At 70.3% G+C, this 23,216-nt stretch carries 17 protein-coding genes and 1 pseudogene; 8 read left to right on the forward strand and 10 right to left on the reverse strand.

Going from position 1 to position 23,216, the window contains the following annotated elements:
• The first annotated feature begins 64 nt into the window (after window positions 1–64).
• Window positions 65–2,473 carry a TonB-dependent siderophore receptor gene (locus tag ACHMXE_RS27215; protein ID WP_395352473.1) on the forward strand — a complete coding sequence of 803 codons (2,409 nt, stop codon included), beginning with the start codon at window positions 65–67 and terminating at the stop codon, window positions 2,471–2,473.
• 3 nt (window positions 2,474–2,476) lie between these two features.
• On the opposite strand, the gene ACHMXE_RS27220 is transcribed toward ACHMXE_RS27215, so the two are convergent.
• The gene (locus tag ACHMXE_RS27220) at window positions 2,477–4,528 is read right to left on the reverse strand and encodes a prolyl oligopeptidase family serine peptidase (protein ID WP_395352475.1); all 2,052 of its coding nucleotides are present in this window, start codon (window positions 4,526–4,528) and stop codon (window positions 2,477–2,479) included.
• A gap of 117 nt (window positions 4,529–4,645) precedes the next feature.
• Between ACHMXE_RS27220 and ACHMXE_RS27225 the strand changes: the two genes are divergently transcribed.
• The 3 genes from ACHMXE_RS27225 to ACHMXE_RS27235 are packed head-to-tail and all read left to right on the forward strand — an operon-like array spanning window position 4,646 to window position 7,265.
• Window positions 4,646–5,302, forward strand: coding sequence for a response regulator (locus tag ACHMXE_RS27225; RefSeq protein WP_395352477.1), 657 nt, complete (start codon window positions 4,646–4,648; stop codon window positions 5,300–5,302).
• Window positions 5,299–6,750, forward strand: coding sequence for a sensor histidine kinase (locus ACHMXE_RS27230; protein ID WP_395352479.1), 1,452 nt, complete (start codon window positions 5,299–5,301; stop codon window positions 6,748–6,750). The genes ACHMXE_RS27225 and ACHMXE_RS27230 overlap by 4 nt, the downstream gene beginning before the upstream one ends.
• Window positions 6,751–6,788: 38 nt before the next feature.
• Window positions 6,789–7,265 carry a VOC family protein gene (locus ACHMXE_RS27235; RefSeq protein WP_209541557.1) on the forward strand — a complete coding sequence of 159 codons (477 nt, stop codon included), beginning with the start codon at window positions 6,789–6,791 and terminating at the stop codon, window positions 7,263–7,265.
• A 3-nt stretch (window positions 7,266–7,268) separates the two neighbouring features.
• Here the strand turns inward: ACHMXE_RS27235 and ACHMXE_RS27240 are convergent, their stop codons facing one another.
• The 4 genes from ACHMXE_RS27240 to ACHMXE_RS27255 all read right to left on the reverse strand — a co-directional run bounded on the left by ACHMXE_RS27240 (window position 7,269) and on the right by ACHMXE_RS27255 (window position 10,258).
• Window positions 7,269–8,681, reverse strand: coding sequence for an MATE family efflux transporter (locus ACHMXE_RS27240; RefSeq protein ID WP_395352481.1), 1,413 nt, complete (start codon window positions 8,679–8,681; stop codon window positions 7,269–7,271).
• Window positions 8,678–9,247 (reverse strand): DUF2239 family protein, encoded by a 570-nt coding sequence (locus tag ACHMXE_RS27245; protein WP_395352483.1) that lies wholly within the window; start codon window positions 9,245–9,247, stop codon window positions 8,678–8,680. Before ACHMXE_RS27245 ends, ACHMXE_RS27240 begins: the two co-directional genes overlap by 4 nt.
• Window positions 9,248–9,350: 103 nt before the next feature.
• Window positions 9,351–9,728, reverse strand: a complete 378-nt coding sequence (locus ACHMXE_RS27250; RefSeq protein WP_395352485.1) for a GIY-YIG nuclease family protein — start codon at window positions 9,726–9,728, stop codon at window positions 9,351–9,353.
• Window positions 9,729–9,793: 65 nt separating this feature from the next.
• Window positions 9,794–10,258 carry a hypothetical protein gene (locus tag ACHMXE_RS27255; protein ID WP_395352487.1) on the reverse strand — a complete coding sequence of 155 codons (465 nt, stop codon included), beginning with the start codon at window positions 10,256–10,258 and terminating at the stop codon, window positions 9,794–9,796.
• Window positions 10,259–10,467: 209 nt separating this feature from the next.
• Here ACHMXE_RS27255 and ACHMXE_RS27260 point away from each other — a divergent pair, with 209 nt between their 5' ends.
• From ACHMXE_RS27260 to ACHMXE_RS27275, 4 genes and pseudogenes are all read left to right on the forward strand, one after another.
• Complete coding sequence (locus ACHMXE_RS27260; RefSeq protein WP_203201017.1) at window positions 10,468–12,837, forward strand: Tex family protein; 2,370 nt, start codon at window positions 10,468–10,470, stop codon at window positions 12,835–12,837.
• Window positions 12,838–12,875: 38 nt separating this feature from the next.
• Complete coding sequence (locus ACHMXE_RS27265) at window positions 12,876–13,949, forward strand: patatin-like phospholipase family protein (RefSeq protein WP_395352490.1); 1,074 nt, start codon at window positions 12,876–12,878, stop codon at window positions 13,947–13,949.
• 103 nt (window positions 13,950–14,052) lie between these two features.
• Window positions 14,053–15,046 (forward strand): annotated as a pseudogene (locus tag ACHMXE_RS27270) (tripartite tricarboxylate transporter substrate binding protein).
• Window positions 15,047–15,090: 44 nt separating this feature from the next.
• Complete coding sequence (locus ACHMXE_RS27275; RefSeq protein WP_395352492.1) at window positions 15,091–15,405, forward strand: YciI family protein; 315 nt, start codon at window positions 15,091–15,093, stop codon at window positions 15,403–15,405.
• Between the two features lie 12 nt (window positions 15,406–15,417).
• Here the strand turns inward: ACHMXE_RS27275 and ACHMXE_RS27280 are convergent, their stop codons facing one another.
• From ACHMXE_RS27280 to tssI, 5 genes are all read right to left on the reverse strand, one after another.
• Window positions 15,418–15,804 (reverse strand): DUF4150 domain-containing protein, encoded by a 387-nt coding sequence (locus ACHMXE_RS27280; protein WP_093341975.1) that lies wholly within the window; start codon window positions 15,802–15,804, stop codon window positions 15,418–15,420.
• A gap of 109 nt (window positions 15,805–15,913) precedes the next feature.
• Complete coding sequence (locus tag ACHMXE_RS27285; RefSeq protein WP_395352494.1) at window positions 15,914–16,591, reverse strand: DUF3540 domain-containing protein; 678 nt, start codon at window positions 16,589–16,591, stop codon at window positions 15,914–15,916.
• A complete protein-coding gene (locus ACHMXE_RS27290) occupies window positions 16,588–17,721 on the reverse strand; it encodes a pentapeptide repeat-containing protein (protein ID WP_395352496.1) in 1,134 nt (377 codons plus the stop codon). The genes ACHMXE_RS27285 and ACHMXE_RS27290 overlap by 4 nt, the downstream gene beginning before the upstream one ends.
• The gene (locus ACHMXE_RS27295; RefSeq protein ID WP_395352498.1) at window positions 17,718–20,375 is read right to left on the reverse strand and encodes a DUF2169 domain-containing protein; all 2,658 of its coding nucleotides are present in this window, start codon (window positions 20,373–20,375) and stop codon (window positions 17,718–17,720) included. Before ACHMXE_RS27295 ends, ACHMXE_RS27290 begins: the two co-directional genes overlap by 4 nt.
• A 261-nt stretch (window positions 20,376–20,636) precedes the next feature.
• Entirely contained in the window at window positions 20,637–23,186 is a 2,550-nt protein-coding gene (gene tssI / locus ACHMXE_RS27300; RefSeq protein WP_395352500.1) for a type VI secretion system tip protein TssI/VgrG, read from the reverse strand.
• Window positions 23,187–23,216 lie beyond the last annotated feature (30 nt).

A 23,216-nucleotide genomic window follows, 5' to 3' on the forward strand; every position in this document is an offset into this window, starting at 1 on the left:
ATTTCCCGCGCTTCGTGCGTCAACCCAGATGAGAACCATTTGTATTCAAAGTCTGGAAACGTAGATGAACCGCTTGACATCGAAGCCGGCACCGCTGGCCCTGGCCCTGGCGCTCTCGCTGGCCCACCTGACCGCATCGGCCCAGGCGCTGCCGGCCGACCCGGTGCCGATCCGCATCGCGGCCCAGCCGCTGGCCGAGGCGCTCAACGACTGGGCGCGGCAGACCGGCGTGCAGCTCGTGGTGCAGCAGAGCCTGGTGGCGGGCAAGACCGCGCCGGCGGTCGCGGGCCGGCTCGCGCCGCGCCAGGCGCTCGACCAGTTGCTGGCCGGCAGCGGCCTGGCGGCCAGCGTGGAGGGCAACGCCGTGGTCATCCGCACCCTGGTGCCGGGCGCTTCCAATGCGTCGCTGCCGGCGGTCACCGTGCAGGCCGAGGGCGAGCAGAGCGCCACCAGCCGCGTGCAGGGCTACGTGGCCCGGCGCAGCGCCACCGGCACCAAGACCGACACGCCGATCATCGAGACGCCGCAGTCGATCTCGGTGATCACGGCCGACCGCATCGAGGCCATGGGCGCCACCAACCTCAAGGACGCGCTGGGCTACACGCCGGGCGTGTCGACCACCACCTACGGCGCCGACTCGCGCTACGACTGGATCTCGCTGCGCGGCTTCGATGCCTACTCGCCGGGCTTCTACCTCGACGGCCTGCCGCTGCGCAACAACGGCACCTGGGGCGTGTGGCGCACCGAGAACTACGGCTCCGAGCGCATCGAGCTGCTGCGCGGCCCCTCGTCGGTGCTCTACGGCATGAGCGGCCCGGGCGGGGTGGTCAACGTGGTCAGCAAGCGGCCCACGGCCGAGCCGGTGCGCGAGCTGCAGGTGCAGTTCGGCGACAACGCGCGGCGCCAGATCGCGGGCGACTTCGCGGGCCAGCTCGACGCCGAGGGCAAGCTGCTCTACCGCATCACCGGCGTGCTGCGCGATGCGCAACTGCCGGCCGCGAAGGAGGCCGACGACCACGGCTACATCGCGCCCTCGCTGACCTGGAAGCCCTCGGCCGACACCAGCCTCACCTTGCTGTCGATGTTCACGCGCACGCGCGGCGGCGTCTACACGCGCGCGCGGCCCACCATCGGTTCGCTCGAGCCCACCGCGATCGGCACCTACATCCCCTCGAAGCTGTTCACCGGCGAACCCGGCTTCGACCGGTTCAACCAGGACCAGCGGATGATCGGCTACCAGTTCGAGCATCGCATCGACGGCACCTTCACCGTGCGGCAGAACGCGCGCTACGCGGCGCAGAAGCTCGACTACCGCGGCGTGCAGGCCTCGGGCTTCATGAGCCTGAACCCCGACGACGCCAACGACATCGCCAACTTCACGCAGCTCTCGCGCAGCGTGTTCGGCAGCCGCGAAAACATCGGCGCGGTGGCGCTCGACAACCAGCTGCAGGCCGATTTCCGCACCGGCGACGTGACGCACAAGCTGCTGGTGGGGCTGGACTACCAGCGCACCCGCATCGACCAGGTCACTTTCAGCGGCGGCAGCGCGCCGCCGCTGAACATCCACGCGCCGGTCCATGGCGGTGCCTACGACATCCCGGCGCCGTACTTCGACGGCATCACGCGGCTGAACCAGACCGGCCTCTACCTGCAGGACCAGATCAAGTGGGGCGAGCGCTGGTCGCTGACCCTGGGCGGGCGCTACGACGATGCCGAGAGCACCGTCTTCAGCCGCCTAGACGGCTCGACCCAGCGCATGCGCGACCACAAGTTCACCAGCCGCGCCGGCCTGGTCTACCTGCACCCGAGCGGCTGGGCGCCGTACCTGAGCTACACCGAGTCGTTCGCACCCACCGCCACCATCGACCCGGTGTCGGGCAACCCCTTCAAGCCCGAGGGCGGCAAGCAATACGAAGCCGGCGTGCGCTACCAGCCGCCCGGCGGCAAGGCGCTCTACAGCGCCGCCGTCTTCGACCTGAAGCGCAACAACTACATCAGCTACGACGCCGACTTCGTGCCCAAGCAGACCGGCGAGATCTCGGTGCGCGGCCTCGAGCTCGAGGCCACGGCCGAACTGGTGCCGCGGCTGAACTTCACGGCCTCGTATGCCTACACGCCGCGCGCCATCGTCACGGCCAGCGCCAACAGCGCCGAGATCGGCAAGCAGGCCACCGCGGTGCCGCGCCACCGCTTCTCGGTCTGGGCCGACTACCGCTTCGCCAACGGCGTGAAGCTGGGGCTGGGCGCGCGCTACACCGGCACCAACTACGGCGACGGCGAATCCACCGCGCCGACCAAGGTGCCGGCGGTGACCGTGTTCGACGCCATGGTCGGCTACGACATCGACCGCTGGAGCCTCGCGCTCAACCTGCGCAACCTCACCAACAAGACCTACTTCGCGAACTGCGGCTACGTGGCCTGCTACTACGGCTACCCGCGCACCGCGGTGGCCACGGCCACCTACCGCTGGTAGGGCTCAGGAGCGCGGCATCAGCTCGTAGAAGTCGAAGCCGTTGCTGCGCCCGCCGAGGCAGCCGGCCAGCGTGTCCTCGACCTTGCGCCACAGCGCGAGCCGGTTGCGCCACTTGCGCACGCTGTGGCCCTCGTCGGGAAAGCTCAGGAAGTCCACCGGCCGGCCGAGCCGGCGCAGCTCGGCCACCACGTCGTCCGAATCCTGGCGCAGCACGCGCACGTCGTTGGCGCCGTGGATCACCAGCAGCGGCGCCTCGATGCGGTCGAGCTGCGACACCGGCGAATCGCGCAGCATGCGCGCGCGTTCCTCGGGCTGGTTCACGTCGCCGAACAAGCGCGCGAAGTAGTGGCGGTTGCGCCAGAACGGCGGCCAGTTCTCGATCACGCGCGGCCAGTTGGCCACGCCGACGATGTCGATGCCGCAGCGGTAGTCGTGCGGCTTGCGGATCAGCTGCGCGAGCACCGAGAAGCCGCCGAAGCTCGCGCCCAGCACCGCCATGCGCCGCGGATCGGCCACGCCCTGGTCGATGGCCCACTGCGCGGCCTCGGCGATGTCCTGCTGCAATCGGCCGCTGGTCTCGCCCGCGCCGGCCAGCATGAAGGCGCGGCCGTAGCCGCCCGAGCCGCGGTAGTTGACCTGCAGCACCGCATAGCCGCGGTTGGTGAGCATCTGCACGGTGTTGAAGCCCGCCGGCAGCCAGCTGTCGCGGATCCAGGGCCCGCCATGGATGTAGACCACCAGCGGCACCGGGCCCCGCACGCCGCGCGGGCGCGCCAGGTAGCCGTGGACCTGCAGGCCGTCGGAGGCCTTGAACGCGAAGGGCTCGGTCGGCGAAAAGAAGTCGTCGCCGTTCTCGCGCGGCGCCGGGGTGAGGCGCGCCAGCGCCTGGCTGTCGCGGTCGAGCAGCAGTTCGACCGCGCCGGTCTCGGTGACGGCGCGCAGCACCATGCGCCGCTGGCCGAGCGTGCTGCTCTGCGGGCGCGCGATCACGGGGTCGGCGGCGAGCCAGCCGCGCTCGCGCGCGAGCTTCATGGCGGCGGTCACCTCCGCGTCGAGCGTGGCGTCGAGGTAGCGGATGCGCGGGCGGTCGGGCTCGGAGGTCCAGGCCTGCGGCGCGCCTTCGTTCGGCGGGAAGTAGACGGTCCCGAGGTCGACCTGCGCGTCCTCGGCCAGCACCTTCTCGGCGCCGGTGGCGAGGTCGGCCTCGACCAGCGCCAGCTTGTCGCGCCCGATGTTGCCGAGCGCCCAGAGCCGGCCGCCTTCGCGGTCGATGCGCAGCGGCGCGTAGGCATCGAAGGCCTCGATGGTCTTGAAGGGGCGCCAGCTGCCGTCGGCCTGGCGCAGTTCCACCAGCAGGTCGGAGCCGTCGGCGCTGCCGAGCTGGCGCATGCGCGCGGCCAGCTCGCGCCGGGTGTCGATGTACCAGGCGACCACGCGGCTGCCGGGCTCGCCGCGCGCCACTTCGCGCACGCTGCGGGTGCGCGGGTCGGCCTCGAACAGGTCGAGGCTGGTGCGGTCGTTGCGGTTGCTCGCGAAGTAGAAGTTCGGGCTGCCGGGCGCGCCGCCGATGACGCCGGTCGAACGCACGCCGGGCCAGGGCGTGACGGCCCAAGGCCTGGCCTCGGGCGACTGGCTGTCGAGCACGAAGATCTGCGTGTTCTCGTCGCCGCTCGCATCCTTGAGGTAGGCGATGTGGCGGCTGTCGGGCAGCCATGTGTAGGCGGACGCGTTCGCGAGCGTGCCGGTGGCGAAGCTGCGCGTGCTGGCCGACTGCACCGTGGCTGCATCGTCGCTGTCGCGCACGGCCAGGCCCACGTCGGTGCCCACCGTCTGCACCCACAGCAGGTGGCGGCCATCGGGCGACAGCACGTGGCCGCCGACCGTGTCGACATTGGCGACGAAGCGGCGCATCGGCACCAGCGGCGGCAGCGTGCGGTCGTGGCTGGCCTGGGCCAGCACCGGATGGGTGGGCGCGGTGGCGCAGCCGGACAGCAGCAAGGCGCCGGCGGCGCAGGCCAGGGCGAGCAGGGCGGTGGGGCGAAAGTCGCGAGGCATGGTTGCGGTTCCTGGAGAAGCGGCCGCCGATTGTGCGAAGCCCGACCTTGGGCGAAGCCAAAGATGGCGCGCCCCGTCTTTGGCTGCGCCCAAGGTCCGCGCGCGCACAATCGCCGCGTGCACATCCTGCTGATCGAAGACGACCTCGACCTGGGCCGCGCGCTGCAGGCCGCGCTCAAGGTGGACGGCCTCACGAGCGAATGGCTGCGCCGCGCGCGCGACGCGCCGCGCGTGCCCGACGCGACCGTGTTCGACTGCGTGCTGCTCGACCTCTCGCTGCCCGACGGCAACGGCTTCGAGCTGCTGGCACGCTGGCGCGGCGAGGGCGGCACGGTGCCGGTGATCGTGATCACCGCGCGCTCGGCGGTCGAGGACCGGCTGGCCGGCCTCGACGGCGGCGCCGACGACTTCGTCATCAAGCCCTTCGCCACCGCCGAACTGATCTCGCGCATCCGCGCGGTGCTGCGGCGCTCGGCGCGCCAGGCCAGCGAGGTCTGGACGCTGGGGCCGCTGTCGATCGCGCCGCGGCGCCACCAGGCCACGCTGGCGGGCAGCGCGCTCGAGCTGTCGCCGCGCGAGTTCAGGCTGCTGCTCGAACTGGCGCGCGAGCCCGGCGCGGTGGTCGCCAAGGGCGTGCTCGCGCAGCGGCTGGAACCGCTGGGCGAGCCGCTGGACTTCGCGGCGGTCGAGGTCCATGTGTCGAACCTGCGGCGCAAGATCGGCGCCACGCGCGTGCACACGGTGCGCGGCGTGGGCTACATGCTGACGCCATGAGCCGTCCGTCCATCGCCTGGCCCGGCCCCAGCATCGGCCGGCGCGTGCTGGCCGCGATGCTGCTCGCCTTCGTCGGCGTCTGGCTGATGCTGCTGGCCTATTTCTACGTCGAGTTCCGCCAGGCGCTCGCGGTCGACCAGGGGCTGAAGAAGCTGGGCCGCGCGATGAGCGCCTCGCTGCGCCAGGTCGACAGCGACGCGCAGGCGGTGGACGTGATGCGTTCCACCGCGACCCTGCTCAGGACCCTGCGCATCAGCGGCAATCCGGGCGGCAGCGTGTGGATGGAACTGCGCCGGCGCGACGATGGCGCGGTGCTCTACCGCTCGGCCGCGCTCGGCGACCGGGTGCTCGACGCGCCGGCGCCGCAGGTGATCGAGCGCGATTTCGACGGCATCTCGTACTGGGTCCATGGCAGCGAGGCCGGCCGCTGGCGGCTGCAGCTCGCCGAGCCGCGCATCACGGGCCGGTGGATCCTCGAGCGCAACGCCACGCGCCTGCTGCCCTACCTGCTGCTGGCCTTCCCGATCGTGCTGCTGCCGGTGTGGCTGGCGGTGCGGCTCGGGCTGCGGCCGCTGCAGCGGCTGGCCGACCTCATCGCGCGGCGCGGCGGCAGCGACCTGTCGCCGATCGGCTACGACCCGCCCCAGGCCGAGCTCAAGCCGCTGACCTCGGGGCTCGAACGCATGCTGCGCCAGCTGCGCGACAAGCTCACGCAGGAGCGCGCCTTCGTGCACGACGCGGCGCACGAGCTGCGCACGCCGATGGCGGTGATCGCCGCCCAGGCCCATGCGCTGGCGGGCGCGGCCGATGCCGCCGAGCGCGAGCGCGCGCAGCTGCATCTGGAGCAGGCGATCGCGCGCGCCTCGCACCTCACGCAGCAGCTGCTGGACCTGGCGCTGCTCGACGATGCGCAGCCCTCGGCGCCGAAGCGCGTCGACGTGGCGCAGTTCGCGCGCGGGCTGCTCGCGCAGGCGGCGCCGCAGGCCATGGCGCGCGGCATCGAGCTGGCGCTCGAGGCGCCCGACAGCCTGCAGGCCGAGGTCGATGTGCCGGCGCTGCAGTCGGTGCTCGAGAACCTGCTGCATAACGCGATCCGCCATGTGCCCGATGGTGCGCAGGTGGCGATGACGCTGGGGGTGGAGGAGGGCTGCCTCGCGCTGCTGGTGGCCGACGACGGGCCCGGCATTCCCGCGGCCGAACGCGAGCGGGTGTTCGAGCGCTTCCACCGCGGCGAGGGCGCGCACGAGACGCCGGGCTCGGGCCTGGGCCTCGCGATCGTGAAACAGGCGGTGCATCGCATGGGCGGCGAGGTGGCCATCGTCGAGGGCCTGGCACCGGGGCGCGGCGTGGGTTTTCAGCGTCCGGCTGCCGCTTTCCGGGCGCACGAACACTTACGGCTGATGGGCATCGCCCGGGTTGACAGCGGCCGCGCGGGGCTTCGATACTGAACTCACTGGTTCATCAACAAAGCTCCAAGGAGATGCCCATGCAAAGGATCGTTCCCTGCCTCTGGTTCGACGGCAACGGCGAGGACGCATTGAAGTTCTACAGCGCGATCTTCCCGAACTCGCGCGTGACCGACACCCTGCTGTGGGGCGACGTCAATCCGGCCAAGAAGGGCTCGCTGCTCACCGCCACCTTCGAGCTCGACGGCCAGGCGTTCATGGTGCTCAATGGCGGCCCCGAGTACAAGTTCACCCCGGCCATCTCGATGTACGTGCGGTGCGAGACCCAGGCCGAGGTCGACCACTACTGGGACAGGCTGCTCGAGGGCGGCGGCCAGCCGGTGCAGTGCGGCTGGCTCACCGACCGCTTCGGCGTCTCGTGGCAGGTCGCGCCCGACGAGATCATCCGGATGTTCCAGGACAAGGATCCCGCCAAGGCCAAACGCGCGATGGAGGCGATGATGAAGATGGTCAAGCTCGACATCGCCACCGTGAAGAAGGCCTTCGACGGGGCCTGAGCGCTACACCAGCCGGTGGATCGCCTTCTTGCGCCAGACCAGCTGGTAGTACGCGGTCTGCAGCAGCAGCATCGCGCCGAAGGTCACCGGGTAGGCGTACCAGATGCCGTCGAGGCCGATGCGGTGGCTCATGAACCAGGCCACCGGCACCTCGAGGCCGAGCAGGCAGGCGATCGAGATCAGCGTGGGCACCAGCACCGAGCCGCTGGCGCGCATGATCCCCGACAGCGCCGAGGCCATGCCGAAGATCACCAGGCTCCACAGCATGATGTGCAGCAGTTCCTGCGCGATCTCGATCACCGGCGCGCTGGTGATGAAGAAGCCCATCAGCGGCCGCGAGAACAGGTAGCCCAGCAGCACCAGGCCGCCGGTGAGCAGCAGGTTCATCATCAGCGCCGTGCGCGCGATGGCGCCGAGGCGGTCGGCGCGGCCGGCACCGATGGCCTGCGCGCCGAGGATCGAGGCCGTGATCGCGATCGAGATGGCCGGGAACTGCACGTAGGCCACCACCTGGTTGACCGCGCCGTAGGCGGCCGTGGCGCTCGAGCCGTAGCCGTTGACCAGCGACAGCAGCACCACCTCGGCCAGCGCCACCACGATCATCTGCACGCCCGTGGGCACGCCGACCTTGAGCACGGTCTTGAGCAGCTGCGGGTCGATGCGCATGCTGCGCAGGAAGGCCGCGTCGGGCGCGAGCGAGCTGTTGCGCTGGCGCAGGCGCCAGCCCAGCCACAGGGTCGCCACCAGGAACGAGAGCACCGAACCCCAGGCGCCGCTGGTCACGCCGAGCTGCGGCAGGCCGCCCCAGCCGCGGATCAAAGCCGGCGTGACGAGCATGCCGATGGTGGTGGAGATCAGCAGCGTGAGCAGCGGCGTGACGGTGTCGCCCACGCCGCGCAGCATCGCGGTCGAGATCAGGAACACGAACACGCCGGGCATCGCGATCAGCATGATCCGCGCATAGCGCGTGGCCTCGGCCAGCACGTCGGGCGGCGTGCCCAGCGCCGCCAGCAGCGGCGTGGTGAAGGCGCCGCCGAACACCGCGATCACCAGGCCCATCAGGATGCCCACGCTCAGCGTGGTGCCGGCAACCGCCTTGGCGCGGGCGACGTCGCGCGCGCCCCAGGCCTGGCCGATCAGCACCGAGGCGCCGGCGCCCAGGCCGATCACGAAGGCGATGAAGAAGAAGAACACCGGGAAGAAGCTCGAGACCGCGGCCAGCGCGGTCACGCCGATCATCTGGCCGATGTAGATGTTGTTGAGCGTCCCCGACAGCGACTGCAGGATGTTGCTCAAGAGCATGGGGGCGAGGAAGAACAGGAAGGTCTTCCACAGGGCGCGCGGCGCGCCCACGGGGGCCACGGGCGTGCCCTGGAGGCCGCTCGGGTTGGGGGCTGTGTCTGTCTTGGCGTTCATTCGTGGGTCCAGCTCGCGCCGGAGAGTTCTTGGAGATGGGCCCGCAGGTCATCGGGCCAGGTCGAAATGTGGTGCTCGAAGCGATCGCGCTCGAGCGCGAACAGGGCGCGCATGGCTTCCTCGAAGCCGGGCAGGTTGCCGGCCAGCGCCGTCATCACGCCGTAGGTGGCTTCCCGCGCCGCGCGTGCGGCATCGCGCCCTGCGTTGACGCGGCGTGCCTCGTCGATCAGCCGGCGCAGCGCGACCGAGGCGCCGCCGGGCTGGCGGCCCAGCCACTCCCACTGGCGCGGCAGCAGCGTGACCTCGCGCGCCACCACGCCGAGCTTGGGGCGGCCGACGCCGCGCGGCGGCTCGCCGGCCGGCGCCGGGGCCTCGCGCAGGTCGAGGTCGATCTGCGCGCCGCTGCGGTCATCGAACACCAGGTACGGCGTGTCGTCGGCGCGCGCGCGCAGCGCGGCGACCAGTTCCGCGCGCGAGCCGCGTGCGATGCGGTGGAAGCCGGCGAAGGCGGTCAGGGTGGACGCGGGATCGGCGCAGGCCGGGAGGGAGGAAGTCTCGAGGGTCATGGAGGCGGAGCGGTAATTTACCCGGGCGCAATGAAGAAAGCCTGACTTTTCTTGCGCCCGGCGAATGAGGAAGGCGATCGGGGCGGCGGGCACCGGCGAGGGCCTAGGCGCTCGGGCGCGCCGGGCCGTTGTAACCCTGCGCGCCATGGCAGCCGGATTCCTCGGCCCAGAGTTCGAACAGCGCCTCGAGCTCGGCCGCGCGGTCGAAGGCCGGGTCGTCGCGCTCCTTCACCCGCGCCAGTTCCTCGAAGGCGAAGGCCTCGGCGCCCAGCGCGATCCAGTCCTGCTGCAGCGCCTTGTTGCGGTGGCTGCGCAGGTTGAGCTCGAAGCGCTGGCGGTTCATCGCGCCCACGATGTCGAGCGCGGCCGCGGCGAACACCCGCCCCGTCTTCAGGTTGCGGATCGCGAACACGCCGGCGGGGAGCGTGCTGTCCTTGTACTGCCGGGTGAGGGCGCGCCGTGTTTCCTGGGAAAGTGTCATGGCGCAAATTTTACCCGGGTTAAATTGATTGGATCAATATACCCGGGTAAAAATAGGCGCGCGCCTCAAACGCCGCGCAGGCGCCGCCAGGCCCGCAGCGCGCGCCGGTTGAAGGCGTGCACCAGCCGCCACGGCCGGCTCTGCCGCACGAGGGCCAGCACGCGGTCCTTCCAGGCTTTCCAGCGCGGATACCAGCGCGCGAACAACGGGATGCGCATCAGCGTGCCCTCGACCAGCTGGAAGATCCGCGCCACCACCGCGGTGCCGGCCAGCTTGGCCGCGACCAGCACCGCCACGCCGCTGCCCGCGTGGCCATGGCTGAACAGGAACAGCGCCAGCACCTTGACCGGCAACAGCAGCAGCACCGGCAACAGGAAGGCCAGCAGCGCGCCCCAGGGCGGCAGGCCGCGCAGCCAGGCTTCGGCGCGCGCCCACATCGGCAGCCGGGCCAGCCGCGCCGCGAGCGCGGCCAGCGGTCCCCAGCCCCATTCCTCGAACAGCAGCAAGGGCACCAGGAGCACGGCGAACACCGTCCGTAACAACTTCCCGAAGCGGGACGGCGGCCGGCGCGGGCCAGGGGAGGAGGGTGGTTGCACGGTGGGGAGTTGGGGGCGTGGAGCGGTCGGACAAGTGTCCACGCCGGGAGGCCGGACGCCATTTTCACTATGGCAAACTCGCGCGCTTCATTCGACCAACGCGACCGGCCGGCCGGTCGCAGCGACAGGGACGCCACTCAGCAATGCAGAAAATCATTCGCCAGCTCGCCGCCGAAATCAAGGTGGGCGAGCATCAGGTGAAGGCCGCCGTCGAACTGCTCGACGGGGGCGCCACGGTTCCATTCATCGCGCGCTACCGCAAGGAAGCCACCGACGGCCTCGACGACACCCAGTTGCGCGAACTCGAGGCGCGCCTGAGCTACCTGCGCGAACTCGAGGACCGCCGCGCCGCGGTGGTCAAGGCCATCGACGAACAGGGCAAGCTCACGCCCGAACTGCGCGCCGCGATCGAACTCGCGCCGACCAAGCAGGAGCTGGAAGACCTGTACCTGCCGTTCAAGCAGAAGCGCCGCACCAAGGGCCAGATCGCGCGCGAGTTCGGCATCGAGCCGCTGGCCGACAAGCTGCTGGCCGACCCCACGCTCGATCCCGCCGTGGAGGCCAAGGCCTTCCTGCAGCCCGCCACCACGCTCGACGACGGCAAGCCCGGGCCCGACTTCTCGACCGTGCCCGCCGTGCTCGACGGCGTGCGCGACATCCTCTCGGAACGCTGGGCCGAGGACGCCGTGCTGGTGCAGCGCCTGCGCGAATGGCTCTGGAACGAGGGCCTGCTCAAGTCCAGCCTGATGAGCGGCAAGGACGAGAACAACGCCGACGTCGCCAAGTTCCGCGACTACTTCGACTACGACGAGCCGATCGGCCGCGTGCCCTCGCACCGCGCGCTGGCGGTGTTCCGAGGCCGCGCGCTCGACATCCTCGACGCCAAGCTGGTGCTGCCGGTGGAGCCCGAGCCGGGCAAGCCCAGCGTCGCCGAAGGCCGCATCGCGCTGCATCTGGGCTGGAGCCATGCCGGCCGTCTTGCAGACGACCTGCTGCGCAAGTGCGTGGCCTGGACCTGGCGCGTGAAGCTCGCGCTGTCGACCGAGCGCGACCTGTTCACGCGCCTGCGCGAGGACGCCGAGAAGGTGGCGATCAAGGTGTTCGCCGACAACCTGCGCGACCTGCTGCTGGCCGCGCCGGCCGGCCCGCGCGTGGTGATGGGCCTGGACCCCGGCATCCGCACCGGCGTGAAGGTGGCGGTGGTCGATGCCACCGGCAAGCTGGTCGAGACCGCGACCGTGTTCCCGCACGAGCCGCGCAAGGACTGGGAAGGGTCGCTGCACACCCTCGGCAAGCTCTGCGCCAAGCACGGCGTGAACCTGATCGCGATCGGCAACGGCACCGCCAGCCGCGAGACCGACAAGCTCGCGGCCGACCTGATCAAGCTGCTCGCGAAGATGGCGGCCCAGGCCGGCGCGCCCGAGATGAAGGTCGACAAGGTGGTGGTCAGCGAGGCCGGCGCCTCGGTCTACTCGGCCAGCGAGTTCGCGGCCCAGGAGATGCCCGACGTCGACGTGAGCCTGCGCGGCGCCGCCTCGATCGCGCGCCGGCTGCAGGACCCGCTGGCCGAGCTCGTGAAGATCGACCCCAAGAGCATCGGCGTGGGCCAGTACCAGCACGACGTGAACCAGAGCGAGCTTGCGCGCACCCTGCAGGCCGTGGTCGAGGACTGCGTGAACTCGGTCGGCGTGGACCTCAACACCGCGAGCGTGCCGCTCCTGAGCCGCGTCTCGGGCCTGTCCTCGGCCGTGGCCAAGGCCGTGGTGCGCTGGCGCGATGCCAATGGCGCCTTCGGCACCCGCAAGCAGTTGCTCGAGGTCACGGGCTTCGGCCCCAAGGCCTTCGAGCAGAGCGCGGGCTTCCTGCGCATCCGCGGCGGCAGCGACCCGCTCGACGTCACCGGCGTGCATCCCGAGACCTATCCGCTGGTCGAGCAGATCATCGTCAAGACCGGCAAGCCCATCGCCGAGCTGATGGGCCGCGCCGACATGCTCAAGACGCTCAAGCCCGAGCTGTTCGCCAACGAGAAGTTCGGCGTCATCACCGTCAAGGACATCCTCGGCGAACTCGAGAAGCCCGGCCGTGATCCGCGCCCCGACTTCAAGGTGGCGCGCTTCAACGACGGCGTGGAGGACATCGCCGACCTGCAGGAGGGCATGATCCTCGAGGGCACCGTGAGCAACGTCGCCCAGTTCGGCGCCTTCATCGACCTCGGCGTGCACCAGGACGGCCTGGTCCACGTGAGCCAGCTGAGCCACAAGTTCGTCAACGACGCGCGCGAGGTCGTGAAGACCGGCGACATCGTCAAGGTGAAGGTGATGGAGGTCGACGTGGCACGCAAGCGCATCGGCCTGTCGATGAAGCTCGACGCCGCCCCCGCGCGCCGCGACGGCCCGCGCGACAACCGCTTCGAAGGCGCCGGCCGTGGCCAGCAGCCGCGCCGCGACAACACGCCGCAGCCTTCGGGGCAGATGGCGAATGCGTTTGCGAAGTTGCAGGGGTTGCGCAAGTAATCCGCGCGACGCGCACGGATCCTGCTGATGGCCCTGGCATGAAAGCCTTGCGCATCTACGCCGGCCCCGCCGCGCGCCGGCACATCGAGGCCCATGGCCTGCGGCCGCAGGATGTGCGCACCATCCCTGGCGCGGCCGGCGGCCCCAAGGGGCTGATCCTCGGGCCGATCGACCGCTTTGTCTTCGGCGAGTGGCTCGCGCAATCGGACCAGCCGGTGCACCTCGTGGGCGCGTCGATCGGCGCCTGGCGACTGGCCACGGCCTGCCTCGGCGATCCGGTCGCGGCCTTCGAGCGCTTCGAGCACGACTATGTGCGCCAGCAATTCGAGGTGCCGCCGGGACAGAAGCGGCTGAGCCCGCACCAGCTGAGCGAACGCTTTGCCGAGAGCCTGCAGGCCTTCTATGGCGGGCGCATCGGCGAGGTGCTCGCGCATCCGCGCTACCGGCTGCACGTGGTGACCTCGCGCGGGCGCCACATCCTCGGGCGCGAGGGCAGGGCGCGCACGCCCGTTGGCTACCTCGGTGCCTTCGCCTCGAACAGCGTGCACCGCAAGACCCTGGGCGCCTGGCTCGAGCGCTGCGTGTTCTCCACGCCCGGTGCCGAGCTGCCCTTCGGCACGCGCGACTTCCGCACCCGCCAGCATGCGCTGCGCGAGGACAACTTCAACCTGGTGCTGCAGGCCTCGTGCTCGATCCCGTTCCTGCTGGCCGCGGTCCACGACATCCCGGGCGCGCCGCGCGGCGCCTACTGGGACGGCGGCATCACCGACTACCACCTGCACCTCGACTACCAGCCGGTCGACGACGGCCTGGTGCTGTACCCGCACTTCCAGCGCGCGGTGGTGCCGGGCTGGCTCGACAAGGGGCTGCGCTGGCGCCACAAGTCCACGGGCTTCCTCGACCGCATGGTGGTGCTCGCGCCCGATCCCGACTGGGTGAAGACCCTGCCCAACGGCAAGCTGCCCGATCGCAAGGACTTCATCCATTTCCAGAACGACGCGCAGGCGCGCATCGCGGCCTGGACCCGGGCCACGCGCGAGGCCCAGCGGCTGTCGGACGAACTGCAGCAATGGCTGGCGCGCGGCAGCGCGGCCGAGATCCTGCCACTCTGAGCGGCGCCGGGCAAACCCTGAACGGGCACGCGGCCCGCGCTTCGAGAATGGCCCGCATGCCGTCCGCCCCGGACGGCGCATAACAAGCAGGAGACCGTTCCCGATGCCTCACGCCCTGATGTCGCGCCGCCGCTTCGCCATCGCCACCTCCGCCGCCGGTGCGGCCGCCACGTTCGGGCTGCCGGTGCTCGCGCAGAGCGCCTGGCCCAACAAGCCGATCCCGCATCGTCGTGCCCTACACGCCCGGCGGCTTCACCGACCAGATGGCGCGGCTGGTGCAGATCGGATTGCAGACGCGGCTGGGTCAGCCGGTGCTGATCGACAACAAGCCCGGCGCCAACAGCCTGATCGGCGTGGATGCGGTCGCCAAGGCCGCGCCCGATGGCAGCACCTTCGGCGTGGTGATCGCGGCCTACGCGGCCAACACCTCGCTCTATCCGAAGCTGCCCTACGACCCACGCAAGGACCTCGCGGGCGTGTCGCTGATGGGCGTGTCGCCGCTGCTCGCGGCGGTCAACCTCGATGCGCCGTTCAAGACCGCGCGCGAACTGATCGACTACGCGCGCGCCAATCCCGGCAAGGTGAGCTTCGGCTCGTCGGGCAACGGCTCGGCCGCGCACCTCACGACCGAGCTGTGGAAGTCGCTCACGAAGACCTACATGATCCACATCCCGTACCGCGGCGCGGTGCCGGCGCTGACCGACCTGATGGGCGGGCAGATCCAGCTCTTCTTCGATGCGCCCACCGGCCTCATCAACCAGGCCAAGGCCGGCAAGATCCGGCTGATCGGCGTGGCCGGCGACAAGCGGCTGCCCGCGGTACCGGACGTGCCGACCTTCATCGAGCAGGGGTTCGCGGGCTTCACCGGCAGCACCTGGGCCGGCATGCTCGCGCCGGCCGGCACGCCGCGCGAGATCGTCAAGCGCATGTCGGACGAGGTGGCGCGCATCATCAAGAGCGACGAGACGCGCGCGAAGCTCGATGCGATGGGCACCTTTCCGGCCGGCGGCACGCCCGAGGAGTTCGATGCCTTCATCGCATCGGAGACCGCGAAGTGGGGCGCGGTGATCCGCACCGCGAGCGTGAAGGCGGAATAGGCGGAGTAGCCATCGCTGGCACGGCGGGTGCTTGCCCGCCGTGCATGAAGCACTTCATCGTCGAGATCGACTACATCGTGCCGCTGGCACGCATCCAGGAATCCGTGCCCGCGCACCGCGCCTACCTTCAGTTGGGCTACGACGCCGGCCTGCTGCTGTGCTCGGGCCCGAAGGTGCCGGCCACCGGCGGCTTCATGCTCGGGCGCGCGGAGTCGCTCGAACAGTTGCAGGCCTTCTTTCTCGACGATCCGTTCAGCCGCGAGCAGCTCGCGCGCTTCACCTTCAGCGAGTTCCAGCCGGTGAAGCGCCAGCCCTGGGCCGAGGATTGGTTCGCTGCGCCGTCCAGCCGGGCGGCCTGAGGCCTCGGAGGCTCAGGCGGCGAGCACCAGCACCTTGAACTGGCTCGGCACGATCCGCATGCCGACGATGTTGCAGCGGTTCTGCACCGACAGGCTGGTCATGCGCGTGCACGGCGTGCCCTTGAGCAGCACGGTGAAGGCGCCCGTGATGTGGCGCGAGGGCCCCATCACCGTCTGCGATACCACGCCCATCAGCACGCCCGCGTTGTCGCCGTTGGTGATCGGCGTGACGGTCGCCATGTTGTGGGCCGGCGTGCCGCCGTAGAGGATGTTCCAGGCGTTGGGAATCGCGGTCGGGCCGAGCGCGAAGTTGGGATAGGGGATGGGCAAGGCCGGCGGCGTCTTGCAGACGTCGGGGAAGGCGAGGTCGACGCCCATCATCTGTGCGTTGGCGAACATGGTTGACTCCTTTTCCGATCCGTTCAGGCTGAGCCTGTCGAAGCCCTGCGCGACGCTTCGACAAGCTCAGCGTGAACGGGTATGGGGTTTGACAGGGCGAGCTTTCGGGTCAGCCCATGTGGATCTGCTCGGCATCCACCTTGACCAGCCCCTTGCTGCTCACGAGCGTGTTCTTCGCGTGCAGCCGCAGGGTCTCTTCCGCCTGGTAGTCGATCTGCCCCGCGCGCACCTGCTCGACCTCCTCGGTGAGCCTGAAGCTCGAGCGCGTCAGCACGCTGAGCCGGTCGAGCACGGTCTCGCAGGTGCGGCCGACGAAGCGCGCGATCAGCGTGGTGATGCGCACTTCGCTGCCGCGGTAGTCCATCTCGCCGATCTCGACCTGTGCCTTGCGCGCCTGCAGATCGAGTTCGGGAGCGGCCAGTTCGAGCCGGGTGCCGGCCTGCAGCGTGAGCACGCCGTCGACCGCGAGCCGCGCCTGTGCGGGGTCGGCCTGCACGATGACGGCGATCAGGTAGGCCTGGTCGCGCCGCGGTCCGGCCACCAGCACCGTGTCGCCGACCGAAGGCTGCAGCAGGCAGCTCGCGGCACGCGGGCAGTGCCAGCGTTCGCCGCCGGCCTGGGCCTCGACGAGGAAGGCATCGCCGGGCAGCGCCTGCAGCACGGTGCCGAGGGCGTTGCCGGTCCAGGCGGCGGGCGCGGGCAGTGGGCGGTGCAGCAAGGCCTGCATGTCGGGCGCATCGTGCGCGGCAGGAGCGGAGGCGCGTTCGCGCAGGGCGGCAGGGCTCATGGTGCGAGGTCCTCGAGGTCGTCGGAAGTGGAAGGCAGCGGCCGGCCGAAGCCGTCGCGGCCCGCGCGTTGCGGCCGGTCCTGGCGCGCGGCCGAGAAGCGCTCGGCCTCGAACAAGGCCGGATCGCTGTCGAGCACGCCACCGCGCTCGCCCCATCGGGTGCCGGACTGCAGCGCGCGGTGCATCTGCGTGCGCTCGAAGAAGGCGCCGCGCAGGTCGGCCTCGCCGAGGTCGGCATAGGCGAAGTCCGCATACACGAGCCGGCTGCGCGCGAACGAGGTGCGCCGGCAGCGCGCGCGGTGGAACACGCACTGCTCGAGCCGCGCGTCCGACAGGTCGGCGTCGTCGAGCCGCGCATCGACCCACAGGCTCTGGTCGAAATGACCGCCGCGCGCATCGGCCTGGCGCAGGTCGGCCTCGGGAAACAGGCACTGCGGCGCATGCACCGCGGTGAGCATCGCGCGCGCGAGCTTCGCGCCCTTGAAGTTGCACTGGATCAGCGTCGCGCGGTCGAAGTTGCAGCCGCCGAGCTCGGCATCGATGAACTGGCAGAGCCGGAACTGCTGGCCCGAGAAGTCCTGGCCCGCGAGATCGGCCTCGCTGAAGATCACGTTGTGGAAGCTGGCGCCCGTGAAGCGCGCATCGCGCAGCGCGGCGCGGTAGTAGACGGTGGTGTTGAGCGTCGCCGCGTCGAAGCGGGTGCCGGCCAGGCTCGCTTCGCCGAACACGGCCTTCGTGAGTTCCGCACCCGCGAAGCTCGCGCCATCGAGCCGGCTCTGGTGGAAAGCCGCGAGGTCGGCCTTGGCCTCTGCCGCATCGACCTCGTGCAGCTCGCAGTCGCTGAAGGCCGCGCGGCTCATCGCGGCGCCGCGCAGGCTCGCGCGCGCCAGGCTGCAACGGTGGAAGCCCGCGCGCTGCAGGTCGGCCGCGTCGAGCACGGCGCCGTCGAAGCGGCAGGCATCGAAGGCCGACTCGGCGAGCTTCGCGCCGCGCAGGCTGGCGTTGGAGAAATCGCAGTCGCGCAGGGCGCCGCCGCTCAAATCCAGGCCATCGAAGCGCATGCCCTGGAAATCCTGCCGCTCGATGAATTCGCCGCCGCGCAGTTTCAGGGCCAGGGTTTCCGGCGTCATTGCACCGGATCCGCCGCGCGCCGCGGCAGCGTCTTGGCCTGTTCGAGATGGGCGCCGTGGGTGTCGGTCACCGTGTCGATCACGGTCTGCGAGACGTCGGCGCGGAACAGGTTGGCTTCGCGCAGGTCGCAGGAGAGCAGGCGGGATTTCTGCAGATGGGCATTCATGAGGTTGGCGCCGCGCAGCGAGGCCTGGGTGAAGTCGGCGCGAATGAACAGGCTGTCGGGCGCATCGATGGCGCTCAGGTCGGCACCGGTCAGCACGCAGCCCGAGAGATCGCAGGTGTCGAGCGTGGCGCGCACGAAGCGCGCGCCTTCGAGCTGCATCTCGCGCAGGCTGCAATGGACCAGCGTGGTGCCTTCGAAATCGACCGTGCGCAGGCTGCTGGTGCCGACGAAGCAGCTGGTGCGCAACGTGGCGCCGCGAAAGCTCACGCGCCGGTCGGCCACGGTGTGGGCCCAGGCGCAGGCTTCGAGCGAAGCGCCCGCGAAGTCCAGGCCCTCGACCTCGCAGGCAATGAGGCCGAACTTGTGCAGCGTGGCGCCGCGAAAGCTGCAGTCCACGAGCCGGCTGCCTTCGAGCACGGTCACGTAGTCGAAGTGCGCATCGTCGAAGCGGCAGCCCTCGAAGTGCATGCCGAACAGGTTCAGGTGCGCGAGCTGCGCGCCGCCGAAGTCGCAATGGTCGAAGCGGCTCTTCTCGCTCGTGGTCTCGGACAGCCGAGCGTGCGCGAACGAGGTGCGCTCGCAGCGCGCGAGGCTCAGGTTGGCGCGGTCGAGCACGCAGTGGGCCAGCGAGGCATGCGCGAGGTTCGCGCGCACCAGCACCGCCTCGGTGGCATCGGCGCCATCGAGCTGCGCACCCGCGAGCGACGCGCTCTCGAGCAGGGTGCGATGCAGCCTCGCGCCGCGCAGGTCGATGCCCGAGAGGTCGGCGCCGGTCAGGTCCAGGCCCGAGAGATCGCGCGTGGTCGCCATGAGCTGCAGCACGCGTTCGCGCGCCTCGGCCGCGCGGGTGCCGTCCATCGCATCGGCGGCGCTCTGGTGCTGCGCGCCGAGCCGGTACATGTCGATCAGGCCGCGGCGGCCGTTCTCGGCCGCCTGCTCGAGCGCGCGCTGCTGCTCGGGCGGCATCTGCGGGCTGCGCGTGGCGGGCGCGATGCCCAGCAGGCCCTGCATCACGGTCTTCGCATCGAAGGCCGGCGGGCCCTTGACCTCGGTGCGCTGCGCGCCGTCGACCATCTCGCCGGTGTCGAAGCCGACCTTGCGCGACTCGGGCGCATTGGCCTTCGCATGCCGCGCGAGGTCGCGGCGGCCGTCCTCGAGCTTCTGCAGCTGTTCGCGCTCGTAGACCTTGGCGCGCTCCATGAACGCGGGCAGCTCGCTGAGGCTCGGCCGCCTGGTGAAGGGCTCGGGCGCCGCGCGTTCCTTGAAATGGCGCGGCTTGTGGCCGGCGGCCACGCCCTGGTCGGCGAGGTCCTCGCGCAGCACGCGCGCGCGTTCGCGCATGTTGCGCACCAGCGGCGATTCTTCTTCCTCGAGCTGGTCGATCCAGGGGCCGATGGTCTCGGCGGGCAGCAGCTCCTCGTCGCGGAAGGTGTGGAGCGCGCCGGTTTCGGGGTCGCTGCGGCGCTGCAGGATCTCGAGGTAGTGGGCCAGCGGGCGCGGCGCATCGGCCGCGCGCTCGATCGCGGGCATGAGGTGCGTGATGTCGGCGGCGTCGTCCTCGGCGATCGCGGTCTCGCCATGGAAGATCAGCGCGATCTGTTCGCGGTGCGGGAAGAACCAGGCCGTGGTGAGCCGCAGCTCGACCTCGTCGAAATGTTCGGGCTCGTCGCTGCCGGGCTGCGCCTTGCGCGCCACGAAGCCGCGCGCGCGCCAGTCGGGCAACCGGCCGCGCTGCATGGGCTGCGCGGGATGCATGTTCCAGAGCGCGTAGGGCGTGCCGCCCGCGATGCGGTCGTCCTGGGTCCAGCGCTGCTCGGTCGCGGCGGCGTTGAAGAGACGCCAGTCCATGTCCTGCGCGAAGCCGGGGAACAGGTGCTCGCGCCAGTGCGCGCCGTAGTCGCTGCCGATCAGCCGCATGCGCGCGGGCCAGCTCACATCGATGGCACCGGGGCAGGCCGGCTCCATCTCGCGGCCCGGATGGTCGATGCGGCGCTGCGGATGCTCGACGTTGGGCAAGCGCTGCACCCACAGCCCATTGACCAGTTCGGGCTGGTGGCCGATGCCCAGCGGGTTGTCGGCAAAGGCCGGGCCGCCATAGGCGCGGCTCCAGTCCAGCCGCATCGATTCGAAGGGCTGCGGCGCGCTCGCGCGGCCATCGACCCAGTAGCGGTCGCCGAACACCACCAGCTGCCGCGCCAGCGCGCCCACGCGCAGCTCGACCGCGCAGGCCGTCTTCTCGGCCTGGTGATGGGTGTAGGCATGGCCGGTAGCGAGGAATTCGGCGCAGGCCTTGGGCATGCCGAGGTCGATGGCGCCGGTGGGGCCGAGTTCTTCGGAGACCGTCTTCCAGAACTCGGTCTCGGGCAGCAGCACCGGCTCTTCGCCCATCGACACCATGCCCATCACCGTGAGCGCCAGGCGCTGATGGCCTTGTCGCAGGAACGGGCGCGTGATGACGCTCAGCCGCAGGGGTTTGACTGTTTTCACGGCAGGACGCGCGCTCAGTGCGAAGCGCGCGGAATCTCGAGCGGCGTGCGCGCGCGGTCGATGGCGAAGATGGAGGCGTCGTCCGGATCGCGCAGCAGGTGCACCGGCTTGCCGGGCACGGCGAACTGCGGCAACAGCCCTTCGTCGATCAGCGTGCGCACGATGGCGGGGCGCTCCTCGACGATGGCGTCGGTGCCGATCACGCGCAGCGAGAGTTCGACGGCATACACGGTCTGGCCCTGCGAGCCGCCGCGCGAGAGCTCATTCTCGGAACGCTTGAGCGACTCGACCACGGCCTGCGCGGGAATGCCGGTCAGCGCCAGCCGCTCCCAGGTCCTGGCCTCGGCCGAATAGGCGCGGTTCTCGCGCGTGGCCACGATCACGACCGACGCCGCCACCAGCAGCATCGAGCCCATCAGCACCGCGAAGACGATCCACAGCAGGATTTCCATTCGTTCGCTTCGTCAGGCCACCAGGGTCAGCACCTTGAACTTCGCCGCCAGGCCGCCGGTCGCGATCAGCATGCCCTTGTTGGCGATCTTCAGGCCGGTGGTGCTGATCTTCAGCGGCGCGTTCTTCAGCGAGAAGATGGCCACGTCGATCTTGACCGTCGCGAGCTGCGCGTTGAGCGCCGCGTAGTACTGCAGCCCGCGCGCCCCACACGTCGAGCGACATCCCCACCAGGCTCAGCCGGAAGCCCACGCCACCCACGCGCGCGAGCCGCCAGTCGCCGCTCGAGGCGTAGTTGTTGTTGTAGACGGTGGAGTTGTTGGTGTAGTTGTTGGTGGTGTTGTTGTAGGTGGTCGAGGTCGTGTTGTAGACGTTGGTGTTGATGACGTGCTGCGTCGTGTTGTGGATGTGGTTCGTGGTGTTGAAGGTCACGTCGGGCGAGGTGTGCACCGTCGGGCCGGTCACGATGGTGGTCGAGGGGCCGTTGACCGTCGTGTTGTTGCCGGTGTTGATGGTGTCGTTGCGCCCGCCGCTCACGAAGCGGATCTCCTGGCCGTCGATGGTGCCGTGGAAGCCGCCGGTGATCGCGAGGTTGACGCCGCCGGTGATGGTGTCGTTCAGGCCGCCGGCCAGGTTGCGGTTCTTGCCGCCGGTGATGCGCTGGTTGACGCCGCCGCTGATGGTCTCGTTAAAGCCGCCGGTCACGTCGCGGGTGTCGCCGCCGGTGATGGTCTCCTGCGCGCCCGCGGTGATGTCGCGCGTCTCGCCGTCCTGGTAGGTGGCCGACTCGTGGCCCTTGATCAGCGTGGTGCGCGTGCCGTCGGTGGTGTGGGTCTCGTCGGCCTCGACCTCCACGTCGAGGTTGCGCTCGGCATGCAGCAGGATCTGCTCGGCGCCGGTGCGGTCCTCGAAGCGCAGCATGTTCGCCTGGTTGGCCGCGCCGCCTTCGCTCGAGCGCGTGAGGATGCCGCTGGCCGTGGCGTTGGCCGGCAGCTCCCACGGCGGCATCTGGTCGCTGTTGTAGACGCGGCCGGTGATGATCGGCCGGTCGGGCTCGCCGCCGATGAAGTCGACGATGACCTCCTGGCCCACGCGCGGCATGTGCATGGTGCCGAAGTTCGCGCCGGCCCAGCTGCTCGACACGCGCACCCAGCAGGAGCTGTTCTCGTCGGCCTGGCCGTAGCGGTCCCAGCGGAACTGCAGCTTCACGCGGCCGAAGCGGTCGGTCCAGATCTCCTGCGGGCCGACCACGGTGGCGGTCTGCGGGCCGTTGGTGCGCGGGCGCGGCGTCCTGCGCGCGGGCCGGTGGACCACGGAGGAGGGCAGCACGCTGAAGTCGAACTCGCACACCGACTCGCTGCTGCCGCCGCTCGAGTACTCGGGCTCCTGCAGGTCGTAGCGGGTTTCGGTGACCAGGTACTCGCGGTTGTCGGTCTCGCGCGGGCAATGGGTGAGCGAGAACAGGTAGCCCGGCGCCATGCCCGCCACGTTGGTGTGGCCCGCGGCGAGCTCGTGCGCGCACTGCAGCTCCTGCAGCCGGATGCGCGCGTAGGTGTCGCCCTGCTGGTGCTCGCTGTAGCCGCCCAGCCATTCGTAGACCTCGTACGAGGCGTGCTCGTGGCTTTTGGGGTCCTGCTGCACGCTCTGCAGCGAGGCGCGCGACTTGCGGAAATCGAAGTCGTCGAGCATCACGCGGCCCGAGGTGATCTGCTCGGCCACGCGCCAGCGGTCGATGCAGGGCTCGAGCGCGTCGACCACGCGGTCGCGCGGCCGGTAGGGAATGCTGGCGTAGCCCGGCAGCGGCCGGTAGGCGCCGGCGTCGTCGGCCAGCACCAGCAGGTGCGAGCCGTTGCTGTGCTCGAAGTGGTAGGAGATGCCTTCGTGCTCCATGAGGCGGCTCACGAAGGCGAAGTCGCTCTCCTGGTACTGCACGCAGTTCTCCCAGCTGCGGTAGCTGCCGGTCAGTCGCTTCTCGTACTCGAAGCCGTACTTGCCGAGCACCTCGTCGAGCACCTCGGGCACGCTCCTGTTCTGGAAGATGCGGCTGTCGGTGGTGCGCGTGAGGTACCAGAGCCAGGGCTGCACCAGCGCGCGGTAGACGTAGTGGCGGCCGGTCTCGTTGGCGCGGCCCAGCAGCTCGAAGCGCACCACGGTGCCGTTGAGGAAGCGCGGGCCGGCGTCGTCCGAGACCTCGATGCTCAGCGAGGTGCCCAGCAGCGTCTTCAGGTCGAGGTTGAAGCTGGTGCTGACCATGTCGACCTCGAACTCGAAGAGCCGGGAGAGGCCTTCCTGTCCCCGCATCGCGCGAAACTTCAGTTGCTCGGCGCTCAGTGCGGTGTGGACCCGGATGGTTCGCGTCATTCGAAGGTGTTCCCTGTTCTCGAAGGACCC

The sequence above is a fragment of the Variovorax sp. UC122_21 genome (assembly GCF_044056785.1).
Lineage (GTDB): Bacteria > Pseudomonadota > Gammaproteobacteria > Burkholderiales > Burkholderiaceae_C > Variovorax.